This is a genomic window from Mesorhizobium sp. M0016 (assembly GCF_040324035.1).
In the GTDB taxonomy this organism is placed as follows: domain Bacteria; phylum Pseudomonadota; class Alphaproteobacteria; order Rhizobiales; family Rhizobiaceae; genus Mesorhizobium.
Genome location: NZ_JAMYVM010000004.1, coordinates 230,270 through 252,500, shown reverse-complemented (window position 1 = coordinate 252,500; position 22,231 = coordinate 230,270). Strand labels below are relative to the sequence as shown.

Here is a 22,231-nt window from a genome sequence, read left to right as displayed (position 1 = left end):
AAAGCACCCCGACAAGGGGAGTGAAAGAGTACCTGAAACCGATTGCCTACAAACAGTGGGAGCCCGCAAGGGTCACCACGTACCTTTTGTATAATGGGTCAGCGACTTAGTGTGACGAGCAAGCTTAAACCGCTAGGTGTAGGCGCAGCGAAGGCGAGTCTGAACAGGGCGTTCAGTTCGTCGCATTAGACCCGAAACCGAGTGATCTAGCCATGAGCAGGTTGAAGGTAAGGTAACACTTACTGGAGGACCGAACCCATAACTGTTGCAATAGTTCGGGATGACTTGTGGCTAGGGGTGAAAGGCCAATCAAACTCGGAAATAGCTGGTTCTCCGCGAAATCTATTTAGGTAGAGCGTCGACCGAATACCCCAGGGGGTAGAGCACTGGATGGGCTAGGGGTCCTCACCGGATTACCAAACCTAACCAAACTCCGAATACCTGGGAGTACTAGTCGGCAGACACACGGCGGGTGCTAACGTCCGTCGTGAAAAGGGAAACAACCCTGACCTACAGCTAAGGTCCCCAAGTTATGGCTAAGTGGGAAAGGATGTGAGGATCCCAAAACAACCAGGATGTTGGCTTAGAAGCAGCCATCATTTAAAGAAAGCGTAACAGCTCACTGGTCTAAATAAGGGTCTTTGCGCCGAAAATGTAACGGGGCTAAAGCCATACACCGAAGCTTAGGGTTTGGTCCGCAAGGGCCAAGCGGTAGCGGAGCGTTCTGTAAGCTGACGAAGCCATACCCGTGAGGGGTGGTGGAGGTATCAGAAGTGCGAATGCTGACATGAGTAACGTAAGGGGAGTGAGAGACTCCCCCGCCGAAAGACCAAGGGTTCCTGCTTAAAGCTAATCTGAGCAGGGTTAGCCGGCCCCTAAGACGAGGCGGAAACGCGTAGTCGATGGGAACCACGTTAATATTCGTGGGCTTGGAGGTAGTGACGGATCGCACAAGTTGTCCAATCTTATCGGATTGAACGGGCAGCGGAGCGGTTCCAGGAAATAGCTCCTCCTTATAAACCGTACCCGAAACCGACACTGGTGGTCAGGTAGAGTATACCAAGGCGCTTGAGAGAACTATGCTGAAGGAACTCGGCAAATTGCACGCGTAACTTCGGAAGAAGCGTGACCCTTTTCTACGCAAGTAGAGGAGGGTGGCACAGACCAGGGGGTAGCGACTGTTTATCAAAAACACAGGGCTCTGCGAAGTCGCAAGACGACGTATAGGGTCTGACGCCTGCCCGGTGCTGGAAGGTTAAGAGGAGGGGTGCAAGCTCTGAATCGAAGCCCCAGTAAACGGCGGCCGTAACTATAACGGTCCTAAGGTAGCGAAATTCCTTGTCGGGTAAGTTCCGACCTGCACGAATGGCGTAACGACTTCCCCGCTGTCTCCAGCATAGACTCAGTGAAATTGAATTCCCCGTGAAGATGCGGGGTTCCTGCGGTTAGACGGAAAGACCCCGTGCACCTTTACTATAGCTTTACATTGGCATTCGTAGTGGCATGTGTAGGATAGGTGGTAGGCTTTGAAACCTGGGCGCCAGCTCAGGTGGAGCCACCCTTGAAATACCACCCTTATTACTATGGATGTCTAACCGCGGCCCGTTATCCGGGTCCGGGACAATGTATGGTGGGTAGTTTGACTGGGGCGGTCGCCTCCTAAAGAGTAACGGAGGCGCGCGATGGTGGGCTCAGAACGGTCGGAAATCGTTCGCTGAGTGCAATGGCATAAGCCTGCCTGACTGCGAGACTGACAAGTCGAGCAGAGACGAAAGTCGGTCATAGTGATCCGGTGGTCCCGCGTGGAAGGGCCATCGCTCAACGGATAAAAGGTACGCCGGGGATAACAGGCTGATGACCCCCAAGAGTCCATATCGACGGGGTTGTTTGGCACCTCGATGTCGACTCATCGCATCCTGGGGCTGGAGCAGGTCCCAAGGGTATGGCTGTTCGCCATTTAAAGCGGTACGTGAGTTGGGTTCAGAACGTCGTGAGACAGTTCGGTCCCTATCTGCCGTGGGTGTAGGAATATTGAAAGGATCTGTCCCTAGTACGAGAGGACCGGGATGGACGGATCTCTGGTGGACCTGTTGTGGCGCCAGCCGCATAGCAGGGTAGCTATATCCGGACGGGATAACCGCTGAAGGCATCTAAGCGGGAAACCCACCTTAAAACGAGTATTCCCTGAGAACCGTGGAAGACGACCACGTTGATAGGCCGGGTGTGGAAGAGCGGCAACGCTTGAAGCTTACCGGTACTAATAGTTCGATCGGCTTGATCGTTCTCATTCCTTATGCTCATCGTGAACACGATGATCTGACCAGCGCTCACGCATGAGCGGCCCTTAACAGGGCCTATGCTCCGCGAGGGCGCCGGAAAACCGGCGACGCGCAGTCGCGCTTGCGGACTTTGTCCGTTAGCTAGACACAAACGTCGCCTTGGCACGAAAAAACAGCTTCTCGATATAACGTGCGTTTTGCCGACCTGGTGGTTATGGCGGAGCGGCTGCACCCGATCCCATTCCGAACTCGGCCGTGAAACGCTCCAGCGCTGATGGTACTTCGTCTCAAGACGCGGGAGAGTAGGTCGCTGCCAGGTCTGCAAAACGCACGTTGAACTCTCATCCGCAAACCGGATGAAACTGAAATCTTCTCTCTACGAAAAGGCCCGCCAAGGGATCACGGGCCGCGCAAGCGGCCCTTTCATTTGGTCAGCCATATACCTATGTGTAAGCCATCCTGTTCATAGGCCCAGGCTTACGTCCAGATAAGCAAGCAAACGCTTGCTTCAGATCCGGAGCAGGCAAGAGCTTGCCCTGGAGAGTCCGGAGCAAGCAAGAGCTTGCCCTGGAGAGTCCGGAGCAAGCAAGAGCTTGCCCTGGAGAGTCCGGAGCAAGCAAGAGCTTGCCCTGGAGGTGACGCGGGGTGGAGCAGCCCGGTAGCTCGTCAGGCTCATAACCTGAAGGTCACAGGTTCAAATCCTGTCCCCGCAACCAACATCAAAAACAGCCCGCTTCACGCGGGCTTTTTGCGTTCGGACCGCGATCTATGGCCGCGACCGACTATTCAACGATTGAGGAGGGCAGCAAGGTTGGCGTGCTCGGCTTTATTGAGAGGTCCGCGAACCGGGGGATTGATGCCGCCTCGGCGCATTCGCGAAAGCTATACGTCGAGCATTAGGAAGTTCGCCAACCCGTCATGGCAAGCGATCTGCACGACAACAGCATGATTCGAGCCGCGGAGAGATCGTCGTGCGAAGGCGCGAACCGTTGATTTAAACAACCCGCGCCTTGCCGAAGCTTTTCGTCGCGGGCCGCGTCAGCCAGCTCGCCGCAATGACGCCTGGAAGGCCAGCGAGGTCCAGCTGTTGCTCGAGGCGAGATGGCAATAGAGCAGCGCAAGCGCGCCGGATTTCCTGAGATCAAGAAACGCCTCGTCGCTCAATTTGTTGAAGGCCGGCTCGTCGATCACCTGAAAGTCGGTGAGGTTGAGGGTCTCGCCGCCCTCCAGCGTCACCTTGCTCTGCCGCGGCGCGAACAGGCCGTGCGCGTCGATCTTGTCGATCATGGCGCGAGTCGCATTGAAGTCGGTCTGGAACTGGCTGCAGAAGGCGAGCGCCTGCCTCGAGGCCTCGGCCGGCTCGTTGCCGTCGAAGAAGGGCGCGGTCTCGTCGCCGCCCTTGGACGAAGGCGTCTGCTCGACGACGCGTTCGCTGGCGCGGTCGATGCACAACGTCAGGCGGCCGGTCGTTTTCGATTCATCGGCGAGGATGAAGGGGTAACGGCGGACATAGGCGGGAATGTAATGCGGCTCCGCCCATTTGCCGTCGGCGCCTACGAACAGGTTCTGGTCCTGGCGCAGACCGGTGATGATGACAGGCGCCTTGGCGTCGCCAATGAAAACGATCGGATAGGAGCGCATCGCCGCGGGCATTTCCGATGCGACGACGGGGATGGCGTGCGCGGTGCGGGCAAAGGAGAAATCGGCCCGCGCCGTAAGGCCGAGTGAGCCGTGCCGCAGCGGATTGAGCGCCTCGGGTTTTTTGTAGAACAGCGGCAGCGCGTTGGTCGCGGTGCTTCCGGCCGGGGCCGTGTCTGTTTTCGCGTCAGTCATCCCTAGTGTTCTCCTCTTATACCATTCCGGTTTAGGCCAGTGGCTGCCGGTGCGCAACGCGTTGACGGCTGCTTCACCCTACGTGGCCAAGATAAATCTATCTGTTTGTTTGATCGTGCTCTTTTGTACTTCTGGTGATCGAGCTCTATAGACAGCACGCCATGAAGCGGCGAGATTGGCTGACGGGATAGACATCTCAAGAGAGCCGTCTGAAAGACAGACGAACCAGGGCAGGCGCATGGCATCGCTTTCGGATTTCGAGCAGGGGCAGAGCTTTTCCGTCGAAGCCGGCGGTCAGACGCTCACGATGGAACTGAGCGCGGTGCAGCCCATTGCCAACAGCCCGCGCGACGGCGGTGGCTTCACGCTGCTGTTCAGGGGGCCGCGCGACGCGGCGCTGCCGCAGGCTATCTATCGGTTCAACGGCAAAAGCGGCGCCCATGAGATCTTCATCGTGCCGATCGCTGCCGATGAGGCAGGGCGGCTTTACGAGGCGGTATTCAACTGATTTTTTTCGACCGGATCGGCCACGGGGACGCTCCGGCCATCAGGGCGATTTGGCAGCGCGGCGGCTCGACATATGATCGACTATATCGAGATTGCGGACGTATTTGACGGAGCGGCGTGTAGCGCACTGTGCGCGGAAATTCGGGCGGCCGTGGGCCGTCCGGCCGGCCTGCTGGGGCGTGCCGACCAGAAGATGGCATGGCCGGAGATCCGAAAGACCGTGCGCGCCGATGTTTCGCAGGCCACTGAAGAGCGAGTGAGTGCCCTGTTGGCGCAGCAGAAGGCGGCTCTGGAGCGGCATTTCGGGCTGCTGCTCGGCCAGGTCGAGAAACCTCAGTTCCTTCACTATCGGCAAGGCGATTTCTTTGTGCCGCACCAGGATGGCAACACGCCGCTCATTCACGACGAGTCGCGGTTCCGAAAGATCTCGGCGGTGATCTTTCTCAACCGTCAATCGGACAACCCTTCGCCAAAAAGCTATGCAGGCGGCTCGCTGGTCCTGCATGGGCCTTACAGCGGCCCGGGCCTGCGCGTTGCCATGCCCGCGTTGCCGGGCTCTCTCGTCGCCTTTCGTTCGGAAACGACGCATGAAGTCACCCCGGTCACGCGCAACGAACGTTTCACCATCGTCTCCTGGTATCGCGGCACGTGACGACCGGCACGGCCCTTACGGCGAACGGATCATCAGGTCGTAGAGGCCCTTGTCCTCGGCAACGGTGAAGCCGAGGCGTTTGTAGAGCCGCCGCGCTGGATTGTTCTTCTCGACATGGATCGAGACCGACTTGCCGACGGCGGCGGCCTCATCGATGAGATCGGCGAGCAACGCACCGCCAGACCCCTTGCCGCGATGCGCCGGCAGGAAGGCGATATCTATGATGCAATGCTCGCTCGCCGAGCGCTCGATATACAGGCGACCGATATCTTGCCTTGCCTGCTCGATCACCAGCCAGTCGGCGTTGGGATAGTATTTCTGGTAATGCGCGTGCTGCGCTTGAAACTGCATGTCGAGGAACGCCGTTTTCTGCGCATCGCTCCACGGCGTGACGGCAAGTTCTTCGGCGCGGGTCGAGGCGTAGAGCGCCGACAGGAACGGCAGATCGGCGTCCGCCATCGGGCGGAACGTCAGATCAATCCGCGCCGCGCGCACCCAGCAAAATATAACAGGCCCGTTGTCCACAATCGGAAGCTGGATCATGGAGTGGCGCTTACGGACGCGCCGGATAAACGCCTTGCATGGCAATGATGAACGTCATCGCCAGATAGGGAGGCAGGTTGTTGTGAGGCAACGTACTGCCCGCCATGCTCAGTGCCTGGGGGTCCATCTGGACCAGATTTTGCGAAGTGTTGTTCTGATACAGCGTTCCGCCCCCCGACTTCCCCAGAACAACCGCATCGGTAAGAGTTCCCTGGGCGCCACTCTCGGTGGACATCGCGACAAAATGATTATGTTGCGGCATTTCCGTTTGCAGAAGGGTGATGGACGTTTCGCCACCCGTCTCGCCGAGAAACCGCTCCGACAAGCCATTGCCCTGTCCTTGCCCCATGGGCGCGGAGCCAGCCATATTCGGCAACGCGAAGGTCGACTTGCCGTCGCCGCCGTAAACTGTGCCCAGCAGCGAAAACAGCGCCGTATTCTGCGAGATTGGCAGGAGCTGGCCATCGCAGGTCGCCCACCCCGTCGGGGCGAAATCTCCGGCAAAAATTCGAATTTCGGCGACGAACGGATTGGTCATGGCAAGTCTCTAGCTTTGCTGGGGGAAGATGCCAAATAGCGAGATGATGAAACTGACGGCGAGGAACGGCACCATATTGTCGTGAGGCTGGCTGCCGCCGGCCGGCGAAATGGCTCCGGCGGCCATGTTGCCATCAGGTGCGATACCCACATAGGGCGTCAGCAGGCTCGATGTCGCCAGGACACCGCCGGACGGACCCGGATTCTTGGCGATATTCGACGAACCGGTCCAGGTATGGGAATGGTTCGGCATTTGTTGGGTTGAAACAGTGACGGATTCGACCCCGCCCAGTTCTCCGATGATATAGGTCTGGCTGACCAGCGGGCCCTTGCCAGCATGGACGGGGATGCGGGATGCGAGGTTGGGCAGGGCGAATGTTTCCTCCCCGTCGCCGCCATAGGTCGTACCGATCAGATTGAACAAGGTTTCGTTCTCGGAGACCGGCATCAACTGGCCTTGGCAGAACGCCCAGCCATTCGGAGGGAAATTGCCACCGAACATCCTGATCTCGCCGACAAAAGGTTGGCTCATCGAAGCGTCCTCTTAATTTCGCGACGGGAATATGCCTTGCAGGGCAATGATGAAATTCAAGACGAGATAGGGCGATCTGTTCTCATGCGGCTGGCCGCCACCGACGAAAGTGATGTTTTCCTTCGCCATAGCCACCGCGCTGCCAGGCGGCTGATAGATCGGGCTGGCGTTCGCCCCCAACAGCGCGCCGGATGGATTGTTGACGTTGCCGGCAGTGTTCGATGCGTTGACGAAATGGTTGTGTGTCGGCATTTCGCCGAGCGTGAGCGTGTGAAACTCTTCGCCGCCCTGGCCGCCGACAATTGCACCGATAGGGCCGCCCGTATGAACCGGCGCACGTCCCCTCATATCCGGAAGGGCAAAATTTGTCTGGCCGTTGCCGCCGTACCTGGTGCCAAGAAGTGAGAACAATGGCTGGTTCTGGTTAAGCGGCAACAACTGGCCGTTACAAAATGCCCAGCCGCGCGGTGCATAGTTCCAGGAAATGATCTTGACTTCACCTAAATAAGGCTCACTCATCCCCGTTCCCTCCGTTGGCGGCTTACTGTTTGAATTCTTGTATTATGCCTAAGTAAGACAACAAGTCGATATCAGATTCATAAAATATATTTCCTAGGACGAAATCCAAGGTTGCTGACTACGGTGTCGCGGCAGGCAGCAGTGGCAGCGGCTGGTTGAAGAACGTCCGGGTGTCCGTCAGTGCCGTTGCCCCGCCATTGACGGTTTCGATACCGGCCTCGCTCGCCTGCGGTACGTTGATCGTGCCGTCGGCGCCGCCGAGGCCGTCCGCGAGGAAGCGGATGGCATTGGCGTTGTTGACGTTGGTGATGGTGTTGGCATGAACGTCGGCATTGATGATAGCGCCGGCAAATGTGGCGGTGACCGTGATGCCGCGGCTGTCGGCATTGTCGCGAATGGTGTTGTTGGTGACCGTCGCGTGCACGGTGCCCGGCTGCACGAGCTGCGTGATCGAGACGCTGTCGCCACCGCTTATGCCGTTGACGCCGATGCTCTGGATAATGTTGTTGTCGATCAGCACTTTGGCGACGCCGAGGCTTTCATGCCCAACCCTGATGCCGTTGCCGGTTCGCGATCCCGAGGTTGCTACGCCTTGCGTACCGATGACGTTATTGGCGATTGTGCCGTCAAGCGTCCGTGCGAGGTCGCCGCTGCTGAACACGTTGATGGCCGTCGAGTCGCTGTTGGTGACGGTGTTGTTCCGGACGGTGAAATTCAGATTGCCGCCCGTGCCGGCGCCGGAATTGCTGCTCTGGGTGAGGTTGATGCCGTTGTTCAGATTGTTGAATAGATTTCCCGTGGTCTCGCCGATGTGAGCGTTGACGGTGCCGTCATTGGCAATGACGAACAGACCGGTTCCAGGGATGACTCCCGGTCCGGGATAGGCGTTGTTGCCGGTGAAGGTTGCGCCGTCGACGGTCAGCGTCATCGTCGGCGCGCCGGCGGCACCGGCGCCGTCCGCCTCGAAGATGAAGTCGCTGCCGGCATTGTTTGAGGCGCCGTTGTTCGAGAACGTGCCGCCGCTCACCACCAGGTTCGCCAACGTGCCGCCGGAATTGATGACCTGCACGTTATGGGTGAATGAGTTGGAGACCGTGAGGTTGGTGAACGTGGTGACGTGCGAGGCGTTGCCGGTAAGTTCGTTGAACAGGATTCCGGACTCGGTGTTGGCATCGGCATTGCTGTTCAGGGTCAGACCGTTGAGCACCACACCGTTGACGCGCAGGCCCTTTATGCCGTTGCCCGCATTGTCGCTGATAATCATGTTGCTCAGGCTGACATCCTGAGTGTCGGTCAGGCTGACGCCATCGCCGGTCGAGTTCTGGATCGTGCCGCCGCTGCCCCCCGTCGCGCCGGTGCCGGTCACCACCAGATTGCCGCTGGTGCCGGTGTTGTTGAGCACGATGCCGTTGGCTGCACCATTGGACGCAATGCTCCTGAACGTCACGTCGCCGGCGCCGATCGTCGTGTTGGCGACATTAAGGGCCGTGCCCGTGCCGGACACGATGGTGTTGCCGGTGCCCTGCACCGTCATCGTGCCGCCGGTGGTGGCTGCCGGACCGGGGCCGGTGGCGCTGAAACCGGCGCCGCTGGTCGTGGCGATGACCAGCCCGCCATTGGTGAAGTTGATCGTCGCGCCGGCATTGTCGCTCAGGCTGACGCCAGCCGCCGTGGTCGAGGTGATCGATTTCGACGCGCCGGAGAAGGTGATGACGCCGGCGACATTGTCGTCCAGCAGGATGCCGATCTGGCCCGCCGCATTATGCGTGATGTTGCCCGACAGGGTGATGTTGCCGGCGGTCAGGGCGCGATCCTGGATGTTGATGGCCTGGCCGGTGCCGCTGGTGATGGTGCCGGCATAGGTGAAGGCCGCCGTGCCGCCGCTGTTGGCGGTGCCTAGGCCATCGCCGATACGGATCACGGCGCTTGTTCCGCCCACCAGCGCGCCGGTGCCGAGGTCGATCGCTCCCGAACCGGTGACGGTATCGAGGATGACGGCGCTGGTGCCGCCGGCGCCTTTGTTTGTGGAAGCGAAGGTCACGCCGCCCGCCGCGATAGCAACGCTGTCAAGGTTGACCGCGACGCCGCTGCCCGTCGAAATCGTGTTGCCCGAGCCGGTAACGGTCACGGTGCCAGTGCCGTTGCTCGTGGCGTTGAAGCCGGTGCCGGATGTGGTGGTGATGGCCAGGCCGCCGCCGGTGAAGTTGACCGCCGTGTTGGTGTTCGCCGTCAGGTCGACGGCATTGTTGGCGCCGGTGGTCAGTATCTTGCTGGCGCCGGAGAAGTTGATCGTGCCGCCGGTGTTGGCGTTGACGAGGATGCCGTTGGCCACGCCGCCGGTGGCGCTGAGAGTGCCCGACAATGTCGTGGTGCCGGCGGTGCGGGTGGAGATGCTGACGACGTTTCCGGCCGTGGTCTTGGTGACCGAGCCGGCATAGCTGATGTTGGCCGAGCCGCCAGTGACCAGGAAGGCCGCGCCGGTCGCGCCGCCGAGCGCACCGGAGCCGAGGCTGACAGTGCCGGCGCCGGTGACATTGGTCAGCGACACGTTGTTGGTGCCGCCGGTCGAATTGGTCGAGGTGAAATTGATGCCGGTGGTGGTGGCGATGCCGTTGAGGTTGACCGCCTGCGCGGAAGTGGAGCTCACCGTGCCGGTCGTCACATTGACCGTGCCGCCATTGATGGCGCTGAATCCGGTGGTGCCGTTTGTGACGATGTCGAGGTTTGCGAAGCTGACGGTCGAGGCCGTGGCGCCGTTGTTGATTGCGACTGCGGTGCCGGTCATCGGCGTCGTGGTGCCGAGATCGACCGTACCGGTGAAGCTCACCGTATTGGCCGCCGTCGCGCCGGAAATGCTGATGCCGCTCGCAGCGCCGTTGGCGATCACCGAGCCGGCGAAGGTGAAGCTGCCGCCAGCGCGGGTCGAGATCGTGGCCGCCGCGCCCGACGTGCTGATGATGGAGCTGGCGCCGTCGAAGCTGATCACCGCGTTGCCGCCGGTCACCGAAAGGCCGCTGCCGCCCGATATATCGACATTGATACCGGCAATCGTGCCGCCAGCGCCCGACGCGCCGCCGAAGGCGATGCCGGTGCCGGTCGCTGCGGTGGTGATGTTGACGTTGGTCAGCGTCGTCGTGCCGACGGTGTTGTCGAGCCTGAAGGCAATGCCGGTGGCGCCGGTGCTGGTGACGTTGGTGATGGTGCTGTTGGACGCGTTCAGCCACGCATCGCTGGCGTTGCCGGAGAAGGTAACGTTGTTGATCGTCGTGCTGTTTGACGGCGTGATCTCGATACCCTGCGTGGCAAAATTGCTGATCGTCATGTTGCTGATGACGGTATTCGCACCGCCACCATTGTCCTTGATGCCGCGCGCCGCGCCCGCCGGGCTGCCATCGAGGATGAAACCGTCGATGATATTGCCGCTGGCGCCGAGCGTGATCACATTGTTGCCGGCACTCGTGGTCAGCGTCGCGGCGCCGTTGGGCGTCTGGTCGATGATCGAGATGCTGTTGCTGGCGAGCTGGATGGTGGAGGGCACCGTCAGCGCCAGGTTGATGTTGCCGTTGCCGAAGCCGCGCACCTGCTCGCCGATGGCGAGCGCGAGCGTATCGTTGCCATTGCTGCCTGCCGCGGTGATGACGCCGCCATCGTTGACGAGGACGAGAATGTCCGTCGAGACTGCTGCCGCTTCGGCGGTGGTCAACGTCGCCAGATTGTTCTGGTCGCGGCCGCTGCCGTCGCCGGTCGCGGAAGCGCCGACGAAATAGACCTTGCCGACACCGAAGCCCAAGCCCGGGGTCGACTGGAAGTTCACGTCCTGGAAATTGTAGGTTCCGGCAACCGGCGCACTGGAGGCGTCCATGCCTACATTGGCGCCGATGGTCGAGAGCTGGTCGGTCGCCGATTCGCCGTCGCCATAGGTGAAAGCGAGGTTGGTGGCGCTGTTGAGGAACACGCCGGTGTTGACCCCGGCTATGCTCGAACTGGCGCCGCCGACCACGGCATCACCGAGGCGTACCGTCTGGCCGCCAGTGGCGCCACGCAGGTCGACGGCGATGGTGCTGCCGGCGGCGGCCGCGTTGGTCACGTCGAAATCATTGGCGGTGATCGCCGCGTTGATCGCCGCACCATTGAGGTCGAAGGCGATGCCTGTCGTGCTGTTCAGGCCGATGTCGAGATCGTTGAAGGACAGCGCCGCGCCAAGCGTGCCGGAAACATCGACACCACGCGTGGTGATGCCTTGCAGGTTGACCGTGCCGAGAATGATGGCGCCGCCGCCCGACGAGGCGATATTGGTCAGCGAGATGCCGGTTGCGGCGGCAGTGGCCGAAACACTGTCGAAATTCATGCCCGCAGCGCCAATCGTAACGCCATTGAGGTTCAACGCGGTGCCGCCGGCCGTCGTGGTGATGCTGTTGTCGCTGAGGAGCGCGCCGACGCTGACCGTGCCACCGCCGCTGGCGTTGAAGCCCGTGCCGGAGGTGGTGGTAATCATCAGGCCACCCGTATCGAAGTTGATCGTCGCGCCGGTGTTGGTCGTCAAGTCGACCGCCGTATTGGCGCCAGTGGTCAGCGTCTTCGTGCCACCGCTGAGAGTGATGGTCCCGCCGGAGTTGCCGTGGACATAAATACCATTGTCGAAACCGCCGGTGGCGCTGAGCGCGCCGGACAGTGTGACCGTGCCGCCGGTGACGCCGGAGATGTCGACGATCTTGCCGGCGGTGGTCTTGGTGACCGTGCCGCCATAGCTGACGGTCGCAGCACCGCCGGTGAGCTGGAATGCGACGCCCGAAGCGCCGCTCAATGCGCCGGATCCGAGGCTGACTGTTCCGGTGACATTGGCCAGGCCAACATTGTTGGTGCCGCCGCCCGACGAGGTCGAGTCGAGCGCAATGCTGGCGGCGACGTTGATGAGGTTGATCGCCTGGCCGCTGGTCGAATTTACCGTCTGGGCTGCAGCGGAAGCGGTGATGCCCATAACGCCACCGGTCCCGACAATGCCGGTGCCGCTGGTGGTATCGATGGTCAGGCCGTTGAGGAAGTTCACCGTGCCGGCGCTTTGCGAGAAGCCGACGCCGCTGCTCGTGTCGATGTTGGCGAGGCCGGCGATGTTGAGGTTGCCGCTGACCCAGTTGATGCCGCCGCCGGTCGTCGCGACGTTGTTCACCGTCACCGTGTTGAAGGTGAACGTGCCGGTGTTGGCGCCGGTGACGTCGATGCCGAAGCTGCCGGTGCCGGTGATGCTGGTTGCGCCGGAGACATTCACCGCCCCGGTGACGCCGTTGAGGATGATGCCGCTGGTGGCGCCGCTCGAGGTGATGCTGTCGAAATTGACGCCGCCGGCGCCGAGTGTGCCTTGCAGCGACAGCGCGGTCTGGCCCGTGGCGTTGATCGTCGTCGAACCGGCATTGGCGACGGTGAGGCCATTCAGTCCCGAAAGGCTGAGGCCGGTGGCCAACGATGTCGTGATGTCGAGGCCGCCATTGAAGTTGACCGCAGCTGCCGCGCTGCCGCCCGAAATCGAAACGCCGTTGCCGCCGGTGATCGTCACCTGGTCGGTGAAGGTCACCGCGCCGCCGGTGCGGTTGGCGATATTGATGCCGCCACCGGTCAGCGTTCCCGGAGTGGCGCTGTTGGGCAGGATGCCGCGCGACACCGAAATGGCGCCGGTGCCGCCGTTGACGTCGAGCAGCGTGCCGGCAACGTTGATGTTGTTGTTGATGATCGACAGATTGCCGTTGAGGCCGGCGACCTGGATGGCCGTCTGACCAGCGGCGACGTTGCTGATCGTCACGCCTTCGATGGTGATGCCGCTGGCATTGCTGAAGCCGACCGCGCTCTGATCGATGAGGAAGGCGGCACCGGTCGCGCTGCTGAAGTCGAAAGCGGTGTGGCGCACGGCGTTGTCGCCGAGCAATTGCATCAGGTTGGCCGTCCCGCTGACCACGGCCTCGTCGCCGGTGATGTTGCCGCCGGTGGCGCCGAAATTGCCCTGGACGTTGGCCGGCTGGATCGTGCCGGTCGAAACCACATTGCTGTTGCCGAAGCCGGTGATCGTCTGGCCGGAATCGAGCGTGAAGGCGGTGGCGCCGAGATTGATCGTGCCGACGAAGGCGAAGTTCTGCGTGCCGGTCAGCGCATCGGCGGCGGCGAGCGAAATGGTGTTGACGCCCATGCTGAGATTGCCGGTCGTGCCGGCGGCGATGAAGCCGCCCGACTGCGAGACCAGCGTGATCGAACCGGGCGCGGTGGCGAGGTTGGCGCTGCCGGTGAAGAACACGTCGTCGAAATCGTAGTTGCCGAGCGTCGGATCGAGACCGACCGTGTTGACGGTGAAGCCGCCGGCGGCGGCGATGATGAAGGATTCCAGCCCGTCGGTCGAATCGCCGTCGCCGAAGGTGAAGTTGGCATTGGCGGAGGTCGCCGTGGTCTGGCCGGACGACAATTCGACGCCGATGCCGACATTGTCGATCTTCGAGCCCTGCAGGAAGGTGATGACCTTGTTGCCGGTGGTCGACGACAGGTCGATGCCGCGCGAGGTCAGGTCGCCCAGGCCGGTGATCGTCGTCAGGCCGAAATCGGCCGTCGTCGAGGAGCCGCTGAAGTCGATGCCGGTCTGGTTGGCGCCGACATCGTCGATGGTGGTCGTGCCGAAGCTGACATCGTTGTTGGTGCCGGCGAAGTTGATGCCGGCAGTGCCGCTCGTGGTGCCCAGCGTGACCTGGGTCGTGCCGAAGGTCACCGGGCCGGCATTGCCGACAATGTTGATGCCGATGCCGCCGGCGCCCGTCACGGTCACCGCCCCGAAGGTTGCCGATGCGGTGCTCGCGACACCGGAGACGGACAGGCCGGTGCCCAAGGCATTGGTGATCGATAGCGGGGTGGTAACATTCAACGTTGCGGTGCCGATCAGGCCACCGACCACCGCGCCGCCGCCACCGCTCGCCGACAGGGTCGGGCCGGTGAAGCTGAACGCACCGCCTGCCGGGGGCAATGTCGAGCCGATGGCGAACAGATTTCCGGTGCCGGTCGACGTGACGCTGCCGCTGAACTGGGCCGAGCCGCCGATGGTGCCGTCGATCTTGACCGCCGTGCCTGGTGCTGTTGCCGAGCTGGAGATGTTGGCCGAGACCGTGATCGCGGCGCTGCCGCCAAAAACCACGACGCCGTTGCCGGTGCCGGAACCGGTGATGGTGCCGCCGATGTTGATCGTGCCGGTGTTGTTGGTCAGGCTGACGTCGTCGCCCGAAACCAGCGTCGTCACCAGATTGTTGACATTGACCGTCGCGGCGCTGCCTTGCACCACGAAGCCGGGGCCACCGCCAACAACCGTGTCGATCGTCGTCGTGCCATTGAAGGTAACGGCGTTGGCCACGTTGGTGAGGCGGATGGCGTCGCCATTGACGCGATTGATGTCGACAGCGCCGAAGGTGACGCTGCCGCCGCTGGTGTTTTCGATGAGGATGCCGGTCTGCACGGCGCCGCCTGAGCCGTCGACGGTGACGCTGTCGAAAATGACGCCGCCTGCGCCGATGGTCAAACCGCCGGCGCCACCGAGATGGATGCCGTTTTCGACAGGGCCGAGCCCAGATGCGGTCGTGTTGGTGCCGGTGACGGTGAGCGTGCCGCCATTGATGGCGCTGAAGGCAAGGCCGCCATCGGTGGTGAGGTCGAGCCCTCCGGTGAAATTGATCGTGCCGCCGGCATTGCCGGTCAGGTCGATGGCGTTAGCCGCGCCGGTGCTGGCGGTGATTTGGCCGGCGAAGGTGGCGGAGCCGCCGGTCATGCCGCTGATCATGACCGCGCTCGCGGCACTCGTCTGATTGATGGTGCCGTTGTAGGTGAGGTTAGGCGTTGCTCCAAGAATGCTGAGCGCCGTGCCCGTCGTGCCGGCGATCGAACTCGCATTGTCGAAGGTCAGCGTGCCCGTGGAACCGCCCGTGACGCTGACGCCGATACCGGCGCCGGTGATATCCAAATTGTTGAAGGTGCCGGTGCCGCCGAAGTTGCTGGCCAGCAGGCCGGTGCCGCTGACGCCGCCCATCGTCGTGTTGGTGATGTTGATCGCACCCGTTGCGCCGGTCAGGTCGATGCCGGTTACGGCGCTGCTGATCGTCACCCCGGTTATGGTGGCCGCGTTTACATTCGATCCGTTGATCGCCGAGCCCGAACCCGCATTGCTGAGGCTGAGGTCGGCGACGCGGTTGCCGTTGGCGAGATCGATGGTGCTGCCGGCCGAGTTGTTGAGAGTGGCGGCGCCATTGCCGAACGGATCGACCTGGGTGCCCGAAGTAACCACCTCGGCGCCGGTGACGTTGGCCGGCGGCCCGCCGAGAGCGACGGTGTTGCCGTTGGCGAAGGAGACGATCTGCTGGCCGTCGGCAAGCGTGAAGCCGTCGGCATCGGTGTTGATGGTTCCAGCGCCGTTGTTGACAAGGACGAAGATGGTGTTGGCGTCGGTCGTCAGACCGTCGGCGGCGTCGGCGTTGATAAGGTCGCCAACGCTCGCGCCGGAGCCGGTCCCGGTGTTTGCTGCGCCGACGAAGATGACGTTGGCGGTGTCGAACAGCTGCGGGCCGACCAGATGGGTGGCGTTGAAGGCATAGGTGCCGTTGCCGGCTAGCAGGCCGCGCATGTCGAGCGAGGCGGTCGTCCCGGTGATCGAACTGGTGCCGACACCGGCGCCGAACGAGAAGGTCGTGTTTGCGCTGGTGCCTGCCGCGCCGTTGGTGCCCATCTGGACGCCGGTGCCGGCGGAGATCACACCGGTGCCGATCGTCACCGAGCCGCCGGTGGTGCCGGAAAGGTCGATGCCCGTGGAAGTGCCAGCTCCGGCAATGTCGAGCGACGTGGCGGTGAAGGTCGACTGGCTGCCCGACAGGTCGAGCCCGGTCTTGCCTGTGGGCAGGCCGGTGATGTCGATGTTGGCGAAGCTGATCGTGCCGTTGGCGCCCTGGACGTCGATGCCGCTCTGGGTCGGCTGGCCGATGCTGGCGTCGCCGAACGTTACCGCGCCGGAATTGCCATTGAGGAGGATCCCGTTCACGCCGGCCTGGTTGATCGTCACCGTGCCGAACGTGGTGGCGCCGGAACTGTTGTTGATCGAGATGCCGTCGCGCGATGGCTGGGTGATGGTGGCCGCGCCGCCGAAATCAACCGTGGCGGCGCTGTTTGTGATGAAAATGCCGTCGAAAAGGGTGTTGGAGGTCGTCGTCGTGCCGGTAACGGAGAAATTGCCGCCGACGTTGCCCAGGCCGATTCCACTCTGTCCGCCGGACTGGCTCACCATGTCCAGCGTGACATTGAGCGCCATCGGGTTGATAAGCCCGAAAGTGACGACATAGACGGCCTGGAGGCCGTTGCCCGAAACCGTGCCGCCGGTCGTCGTCAGGCTTCCGCCGCCCGTCGAGTTGACGAAGATGCCTAAGCCGCCATTGTCCTTTGCATCGAGCGTCTCGAATCCATAGTTTCCGCCGCTGACGATGAACAGGCCGTGGCCGGTATTGTTCGAGAGTGTCGTCGTGCCGGTGAAACTGTAAGTTCCGCCACCATTGTCGATGAGCAGGCCGCTGCCGGTATTGCCGCTTGAGTTCAAATTGTCGGCGGAAACATTGTTGATGGCGCCATCGAACAGCACGCCGTTCAGGCTGGCGCCTGAAACATTCAGCCCCGACATCGTGACATTGCTGACGCCGCTGCCATGCACGCCATTGCCGTTCGCCACACCGGCGATGTTGAAGTCGAGCAGCGACGTGTTGTTGGCCAGCGTCACGGCGTCGCCGGTGCCGGTATTGGTCAGCGTGGCTGCGCCGCCTGGATCCGCGACGACCTGGTCATGCTTGACGTTGTCACCGGTGACGTTGACGGGAATGCCGCCGAGCGAGAAAGTACGCCCGTTGCCGAACGAAGCCATTGTCTGTCCGGCATTCAGCGAGAAGCCGCCAGAGGCGTCGATGGGCGTCCCGTCATTGACCAGCACGAAGATCGCGGTGCCGTTGGTGATAAGGTCAGCCTGGTTAATCGCAAGCAGACTAGACGTGGAAGAGCCGTCACCCAATGATCCGACGCCGCCGACGAAAATCACATTCTGCTGGTCGAACAGCTGCGGGCCGCTGAAGGTCGTCGAGCCGAAAGCATAGAGCCCGAGCGTCTGGTTGAGCCCCCGCGCGTCGAGGGAGGCGGTGATGCCGGCAATCGAGCCGCCGCCGAAACTGAATTGGGCATTGGCCGAATTGGCCGGCGAGCCGGAAATGCCGAAGCGCACGCCGGTGTCGACATTGGCGATCGCGCCGCCATCGGTGATGACGATCGTTGCCCCGCCCGCGCTCGGGGAAGACAGATCGATGCCGATCGAGCCGGCGGCGCCTGTGCCAGTGATGTTGAGCGACTGCGCGGTGAAATTCGTCTGGCTGCCGGAGAAATCGAGGCCGACGCCGGAGCCGAGGCCAGCAATGACGATGTTGCCGGCAATTATTGATGTGTTGGCGCCCGCAAACACCATGCCGTCGGTGCCGGGATTGGTGATGTCGATGTCGCCGAAGCGGATCGCGGCCGGCGAATCCGTGATCGCGATGCCCGGTCCGGTCGTGTTCGAGATCGTCGTCGCGCCGTTGACGGTGAAGCTGCCCGAAAGATTCTCGAGCACGACGCCCGATGCGCCGCCGGTCTGGGTGATCGAATCCAGCACGATATGGGCGGTGATCGGATCGATGAAGACACCGACGCCGTCGTCGCCGAGCGCCTTGTTGCCCGACACCTGGCCGCCGGTGATGGTGATCGAGCCGGCGACCCCGGTGCCCTTAACGGTAATGCCGGCATCGTTGTTGTCGAGCGCGTTGAGGGTGGCGAAAGTGTAGGTGCCGTGGCCGGTTATATCCAGGCCGTCGTCGCCATTGCCCTGCAGCAGCGTCGTGCCGGTGAAGTTATAGGCGCCGTCGCCTTCGATATGCAGTCCGTCGAGGCCGTTGTCGGTCGCGGTGAAGTTCGAGCCATTGACGCCGGTCGAGGTGCCGGTGAAGTCGGCGCCGTGGCCGACCGTGCCGGTGACGGTGACCTTGGTCAGCGTGGCGCCGGCGATGTTGTTGCCGAAGATGCCGTCCTTGCCGCCGGTGATGATGATGCCGCTCAGCGTGTTGCCGTTGGCGAGCGTCAGGACGTTGTTGGCGGGGTTGGTGCCCTGGAGGGTGCCGTTGGATCCGCCGAAATTGTAGGTGCCGATGCTGCCGTCGACGAGCCGCGCCTGGACGCCCCCGCCACCGCCGATGACGGTCTGGCCGTTGGCGAGCGTCACACCGGCTGTCGTAATGTTGCCCTTGCCGCCGAGCGCGACGACGACGCCGTTCGCGCCGGCGCCGGCGACCGCATTGTCGAGCGTGGTCGGGTCGCCGATCGTGCCGAGGCCGAGCGCGTCGTTGTCACCATCGGCAAAGAAGAACTGGCCGAATGCCGTGTTGGTGGCGGCATTGATCGCCACCCGCGTCGACGTGCCGGTAACTTTGTCCTGGCTCTCGATGCGTACGCCGATGTCGCCGCGCACGCGCTCGTTGACGCGTTTGCGCAGGCCGGGGCTGACCGGATAGACCGGCTCGGCGCCGTCATCGGCCGAAGACGAGCCCTTGTCGAAAGCGTTGAGCGGCACCGTCAGCCGGATGCTGCCGGCGAACTGGGTGTCATCGCGGTTGTCGTTGCGCACCTCGCCGGTGAAGGTCAGCGACGTGCCTTTGCCGATGACGTCGCCGATCGAATATTCCAGGCCGGCCTTGGCGCCGGTGATGCTGCCGTCGTCGCCGTCGGGATCGCCGAAATGGTAGGCGCCGACATCGAAACGCAGTGAATGGTTCTCGGGCAGGTTGAGCGGCACCTGAACGCCGACCTCGCCCTCGATGCCCCAGGCCGCGTAATCGCGGTGGGCGATGGCCGATATCTGCTCGATCAGCTGATGACCGACCAGCGACAGGCTCGACTCTTGCCCGGCCATGCTGCGGTCGCCGCTGATCGGCAGATAGACGTTTACGTGCGCATCGTATTTTGAGGTGATGGCCTCGAGGCCGAGCGTCGAGGCGACGAACTGGTGACTGTCGTGGTTCTGGATGTTGAGATAGGCGTAGCCGCCGATCATCAGATCCGGATTCACGATGCGGCGAACGCCGAGGCCGACGTCCTGGCCGAAGCCGTCGTCGAAATCGTATTTCGAGCGCACATCGAGAAAGAGAACGGATTCGAGGTTCTGCTTCAGCGGCAGGAAACCCTCGATCGCCGTGTTGCCGCCATTGTTGTTGGCGCCGATGATGGCGCGGACCTGCGGCTGCCACAGTCCGGTGTCGCCGGCATGGGCGGCTATGCCGGAAAGGGCAAGTGCCAGAGTGGACAGCGCAGTCGTCTTCCAGAGATGCCTGGAAAAACCTGACCGGCGATACTTGCTATTCGCCCGGAAGCTTCTTCCGTGCGTCGCCATGTCATTGATCTGCCGAGTTTTCTCGGTCGTCTCCATCCCTTGCGAACCCCGACGAGTACACGCTCCGTCGCTAATACTATCCGAATCCCAGTGTATAGCGAGCATGATTGTTTGCTTTACACGTACAAGATTTCAAAGTTGTTTATTGTGACAATTCAGCAACAGTAATTTAGCCCGAGCTCATGTACCGTATTGGCTTCCCCGCCAGGCTCGGCTGTTGTATCAACGCGCTCGGCGAAACCCTGACACGACGAGGATCGGGTGGCTTCATTGCTGAGAACCGTTTGTGGCCGGGCCGCCTGGGTCGGCGCGCTATGGCTGGTCGTGACGGCAGGGTCGGCGCTTGCCGAAGAGCCGAAGTCAACCACATCCGCCGAGACCAAGCCTGCAGAAGGCAATCCATGGGCGCTAAACTGCGCCAGCGGATCGGCCGGCATCGAGCTTCAATGCCAGGTCTCCCAAAACCTTACCGAGGCCAAGACGGGGCAGCGCGTTCTTACCGTTACGGTTCGCCGCGACAACGGCAATGGCAACCTCGCCATGCTGCTGGCCTTGCCGCACGGGCTGTTCCTGCCTTCCGGCGCCTCGTACCAGATCGACCAGGGGCAGAAGACGACCATTGCCATCCAGACCAGCGACCAGAACGGCGCCTATGCCGCGACCCCTTTGTCGGCGGACCTCGTCAAGGCGATGAAATCGGGAACCAACCTGAACATCGGCATGGAGTCGGTGACGCGCAAGCCGGTGACCATTCCGGTCTCGCTTGCCGGATTCACTGCCGCGATCGACAAGCTTCAAGCGTTGAAATAGCCGGCCTATCTCGGCAGATGCGTAAGCATCAGCTTACGTTGTGGACTGGCCGGGCTCACACGTGCTTGCGGCCGCCTGTCTCGCGGAACCAGCTGTCGGGGTAAGGGTACCACCAGTCCTGGATCGCCGGTCTGTGGTCGATGATGACCATCTTGGAGCGTCGGAAGGCGTCGAGTCCCTGGCGTCCCAGCTCGCGGCCAAGGCCTGATGCCTTCCAGCCGCCGAAGGGCAAGGCGTCATTGTCGATCAGCGGGTTGTTGACCCAGACCATGCCGGCCTCGAGCCGCTCGGCCGCCTCATGCGCCTCGGCGAGGTCGGTGGTGAACACCGAGGCGCCGAGGCCGAACGGGCTGTCATTGGCAAGCCGGATCGCCTCGTCGAAATCCTTGACGCGGCAGATCGCGGCGACCGGTCCGAAACACTCTTCGCGCACGATCGCCATATCGGGGGTGACGCCGGTCAGGATCGTTGGCTCGTAGAACCAGCCAGTGTTGTGCGCCGGCGGAATGCGCCCGCCGGCAACGGCTATAGCGCCGTTGCTGATAGCATCATCGACCAGCCGCATCACTTTCGCCCGGGCGGCTTCGCTGACCAGCGGGCCGATCTCGGTCTTGTCCATGCCATTGCCGATGCGCAGCGCCCGCGTCTTCTCGGCGAACAGCTCGACGAAGCGATCGTGAACCGAGTCGACGACAAAGAAGCGTTCGGCCGAGGTGCAGACCTGGCCGGTCAGGTGGAAGGCGGCGGTGACGCTGCCGGCTGCCGCCACGTCGAGCGGCGCGTGCTCGCTGATGATCAGCGGATCGCTGCCGCCGGCTTCGATGACGCAAGGCTTCATGCGCTCGGCGCAGGCGACTGCCACGGCTTTGCCGGCGGCGACCGAGCCGGTGAAGGCGACAGCGTGGATGCGTTCGGAGGCGATCAGCGCCTGCGCGGTGGCGGCCGTGCCAGGCAGGCAGGCGACCAGCCCTTCCGGCAGTGAACGGAACACCGTCATGTAGTCCAGCGTCGACAGCGTCGTCGCTTCGGCCGGCTTGATGACGCAGCCATTGCCGGCGGCAAGCGAGGCCGCGACGGTCCAGCACATCAGCAGGATCGGGAAGTTGTAAGGCATGATGTGCACGGAGACGCCATACGGCTCGTAGCGCGCATACTGGAACGAACCGGCCTGGGTCGTGCCGGCGATCTTGCCGGCATCGTCGCGCGCCATCTCGGCATAGTAGCGGAAGATCGGCGCGCAATTGGCGATCTCGCCGATCGCTTCGGGATAAGGCTTGCCCATCTCGCGGACCATCAGCTCTGCGCAGCGGGTGAAGTCCGCCGCCTCGATGGCGTTGGCGACCGCATGCAGATGCTTTGCCCGGCTCTTGGCATCGAGCTTCTTCCAGGCGGCTTGTGCCGTGGTTGCGGCACACAGCACCGCATCGACCTCACCGTCCGTTGCGGCGGAGATCGAGCCGACGGTCTCCAGCGTCGCCGGATCGATCACCGGTTTTGCCGTGCCGGCCATCGGCCGGTAGTCCGGATTGACGAAGAAGGTCGGCCGGTCAGCGGAGAAATCCATG

Annotated in this window: 10 protein-coding genes, 1 tRNA gene and 2 rRNA genes (1 of these 13 only partly in view); 6 read left to right on the top strand and 7 right to left on the bottom strand. The window is 62.4% G+C overall.

Going from position 1 to position 22,231, the window contains the following annotated elements; translation table 11 throughout:
- The 3 genes from NKJ88_RS08525 to NKJ88_RS08515 form a co-directional block, all read left to right on the top strand.
- Window positions 1–2,282: ribosomal RNA gene (locus NKJ88_RS08525) — 23S ribosomal RNA — on the top strand (it extends 520 nt beyond the left edge of the window).
- 201 nt (window positions 2,283–2,483) lie between these two features.
- Window positions 2,484–2,598, top strand: a 5S ribosomal RNA gene (rrf, locus tag NKJ88_RS08520).
- A gap of 320 nt (window positions 2,599–2,918) precedes the next feature.
- Window positions 2,919–2,995: transfer RNA gene (locus NKJ88_RS08515), tRNA-Met, on the top strand.
- A gap of 322 nt (window positions 2,996–3,317) precedes the next feature.
- On the opposite strand, the gene NKJ88_RS08510 is transcribed toward NKJ88_RS08515, so the two are convergent.
- The gene (locus NKJ88_RS08510) at window positions 3,318–4,112 is read right to left on the bottom strand and encodes a SapC family protein (protein WP_023698851.1); all 795 of its coding nucleotides are present in this window, start codon (window positions 4,110–4,112) and stop codon (window positions 3,318–3,320) included.
- A 238-nt stretch (window positions 4,113–4,350) separates the two neighbouring features.
- Here NKJ88_RS08510 and NKJ88_RS08505 point away from each other — a divergent pair, with 238 nt between their 5' ends.
- Together NKJ88_RS08505 and NKJ88_RS08500 are read left to right on the top strand one after the other, a co-directional pair.
- Entirely contained in the window at window positions 4,351–4,620 is a 270-nt protein-coding gene (locus tag NKJ88_RS08505; RefSeq protein WP_023672960.1) for a DUF6916 family protein, read from the top strand.
- A 72-nt stretch (window positions 4,621–4,692) separates the two neighbouring features.
- On the top strand, window positions 4,693–5,271 hold the full coding sequence (locus NKJ88_RS08500) for a 2OG-Fe(II) oxygenase (protein WP_023733650.1): 579 nt from the start codon (window positions 4,693–4,695) through the stop codon (window positions 5,269–5,271).
- A gap of 15 nt (window positions 5,272–5,286) precedes the next feature.
- Here the strand turns inward: NKJ88_RS08500 and NKJ88_RS08495 are convergent, their stop codons facing one another.
- From NKJ88_RS08495 to NKJ88_RS08475, 5 genes are all read right to left on the bottom strand, one after another.
- On the bottom strand, window positions 5,287–5,814 hold the full coding sequence (locus NKJ88_RS08495; RefSeq protein WP_023835059.1) for a GNAT family N-acetyltransferase: 528 nt from the start codon (window positions 5,812–5,814) through the stop codon (window positions 5,287–5,289).
- A 10-nt stretch (window positions 5,815–5,824) separates the two neighbouring features.
- Complete coding sequence (locus NKJ88_RS08490) at window positions 5,825–6,352, bottom strand: phage tail protein (protein ID WP_023685706.1); 528 nt, start codon at window positions 6,350–6,352, stop codon at window positions 5,825–5,827.
- 9 nt (window positions 6,353–6,361) lie between these two features.
- Window positions 6,362–6,883, bottom strand: a complete 522-nt coding sequence (locus tag NKJ88_RS08485) for a phage tail protein (protein WP_352443923.1) — start codon at window positions 6,881–6,883, stop codon at window positions 6,362–6,364.
- A gap of 12 nt (window positions 6,884–6,895) precedes the next feature.
- Window positions 6,896–7,402 carry a phage tail protein gene (locus NKJ88_RS08480; protein WP_023672955.1) on the bottom strand — a complete coding sequence of 169 codons (507 nt, stop codon included), beginning with the start codon at window positions 7,400–7,402 and terminating at the stop codon, window positions 6,896–6,898.
- Window positions 7,403–7,520: 118 nt separating this feature from the next.
- Window positions 7,521–19,856 carry a hypothetical protein gene (locus tag NKJ88_RS08475; RefSeq protein ID WP_352443922.1) on the bottom strand — a complete coding sequence of 4,112 codons (12,336 nt, stop codon included), beginning with the start codon at window positions 19,854–19,856 and terminating at the stop codon, window positions 7,521–7,523.
- Between the two features lie 261 nt (window positions 19,857–20,117).
- Between NKJ88_RS08475 and NKJ88_RS08470 the strand changes: the two genes are divergently transcribed.
- On the top strand, window positions 20,118–20,666 hold the full coding sequence (locus NKJ88_RS08470; protein WP_031196023.1) for an invasion associated locus B family protein: 549 nt from the start codon (window positions 20,118–20,120) through the stop codon (window positions 20,664–20,666).
- A gap of 55 nt (window positions 20,667–20,721) precedes the next feature.
- Here NKJ88_RS08470 and NKJ88_RS08465 read toward each other — a convergent pair whose 3' ends face one another.
- A complete protein-coding gene (locus tag NKJ88_RS08465) occupies window positions 20,722–22,230 on the bottom strand; it encodes an aldehyde dehydrogenase family protein (RefSeq protein WP_023824670.1) in 1,509 nt (502 codons plus the stop codon).
- Between the last annotated feature and the right edge of the window lies 1 nt (window position 22,231).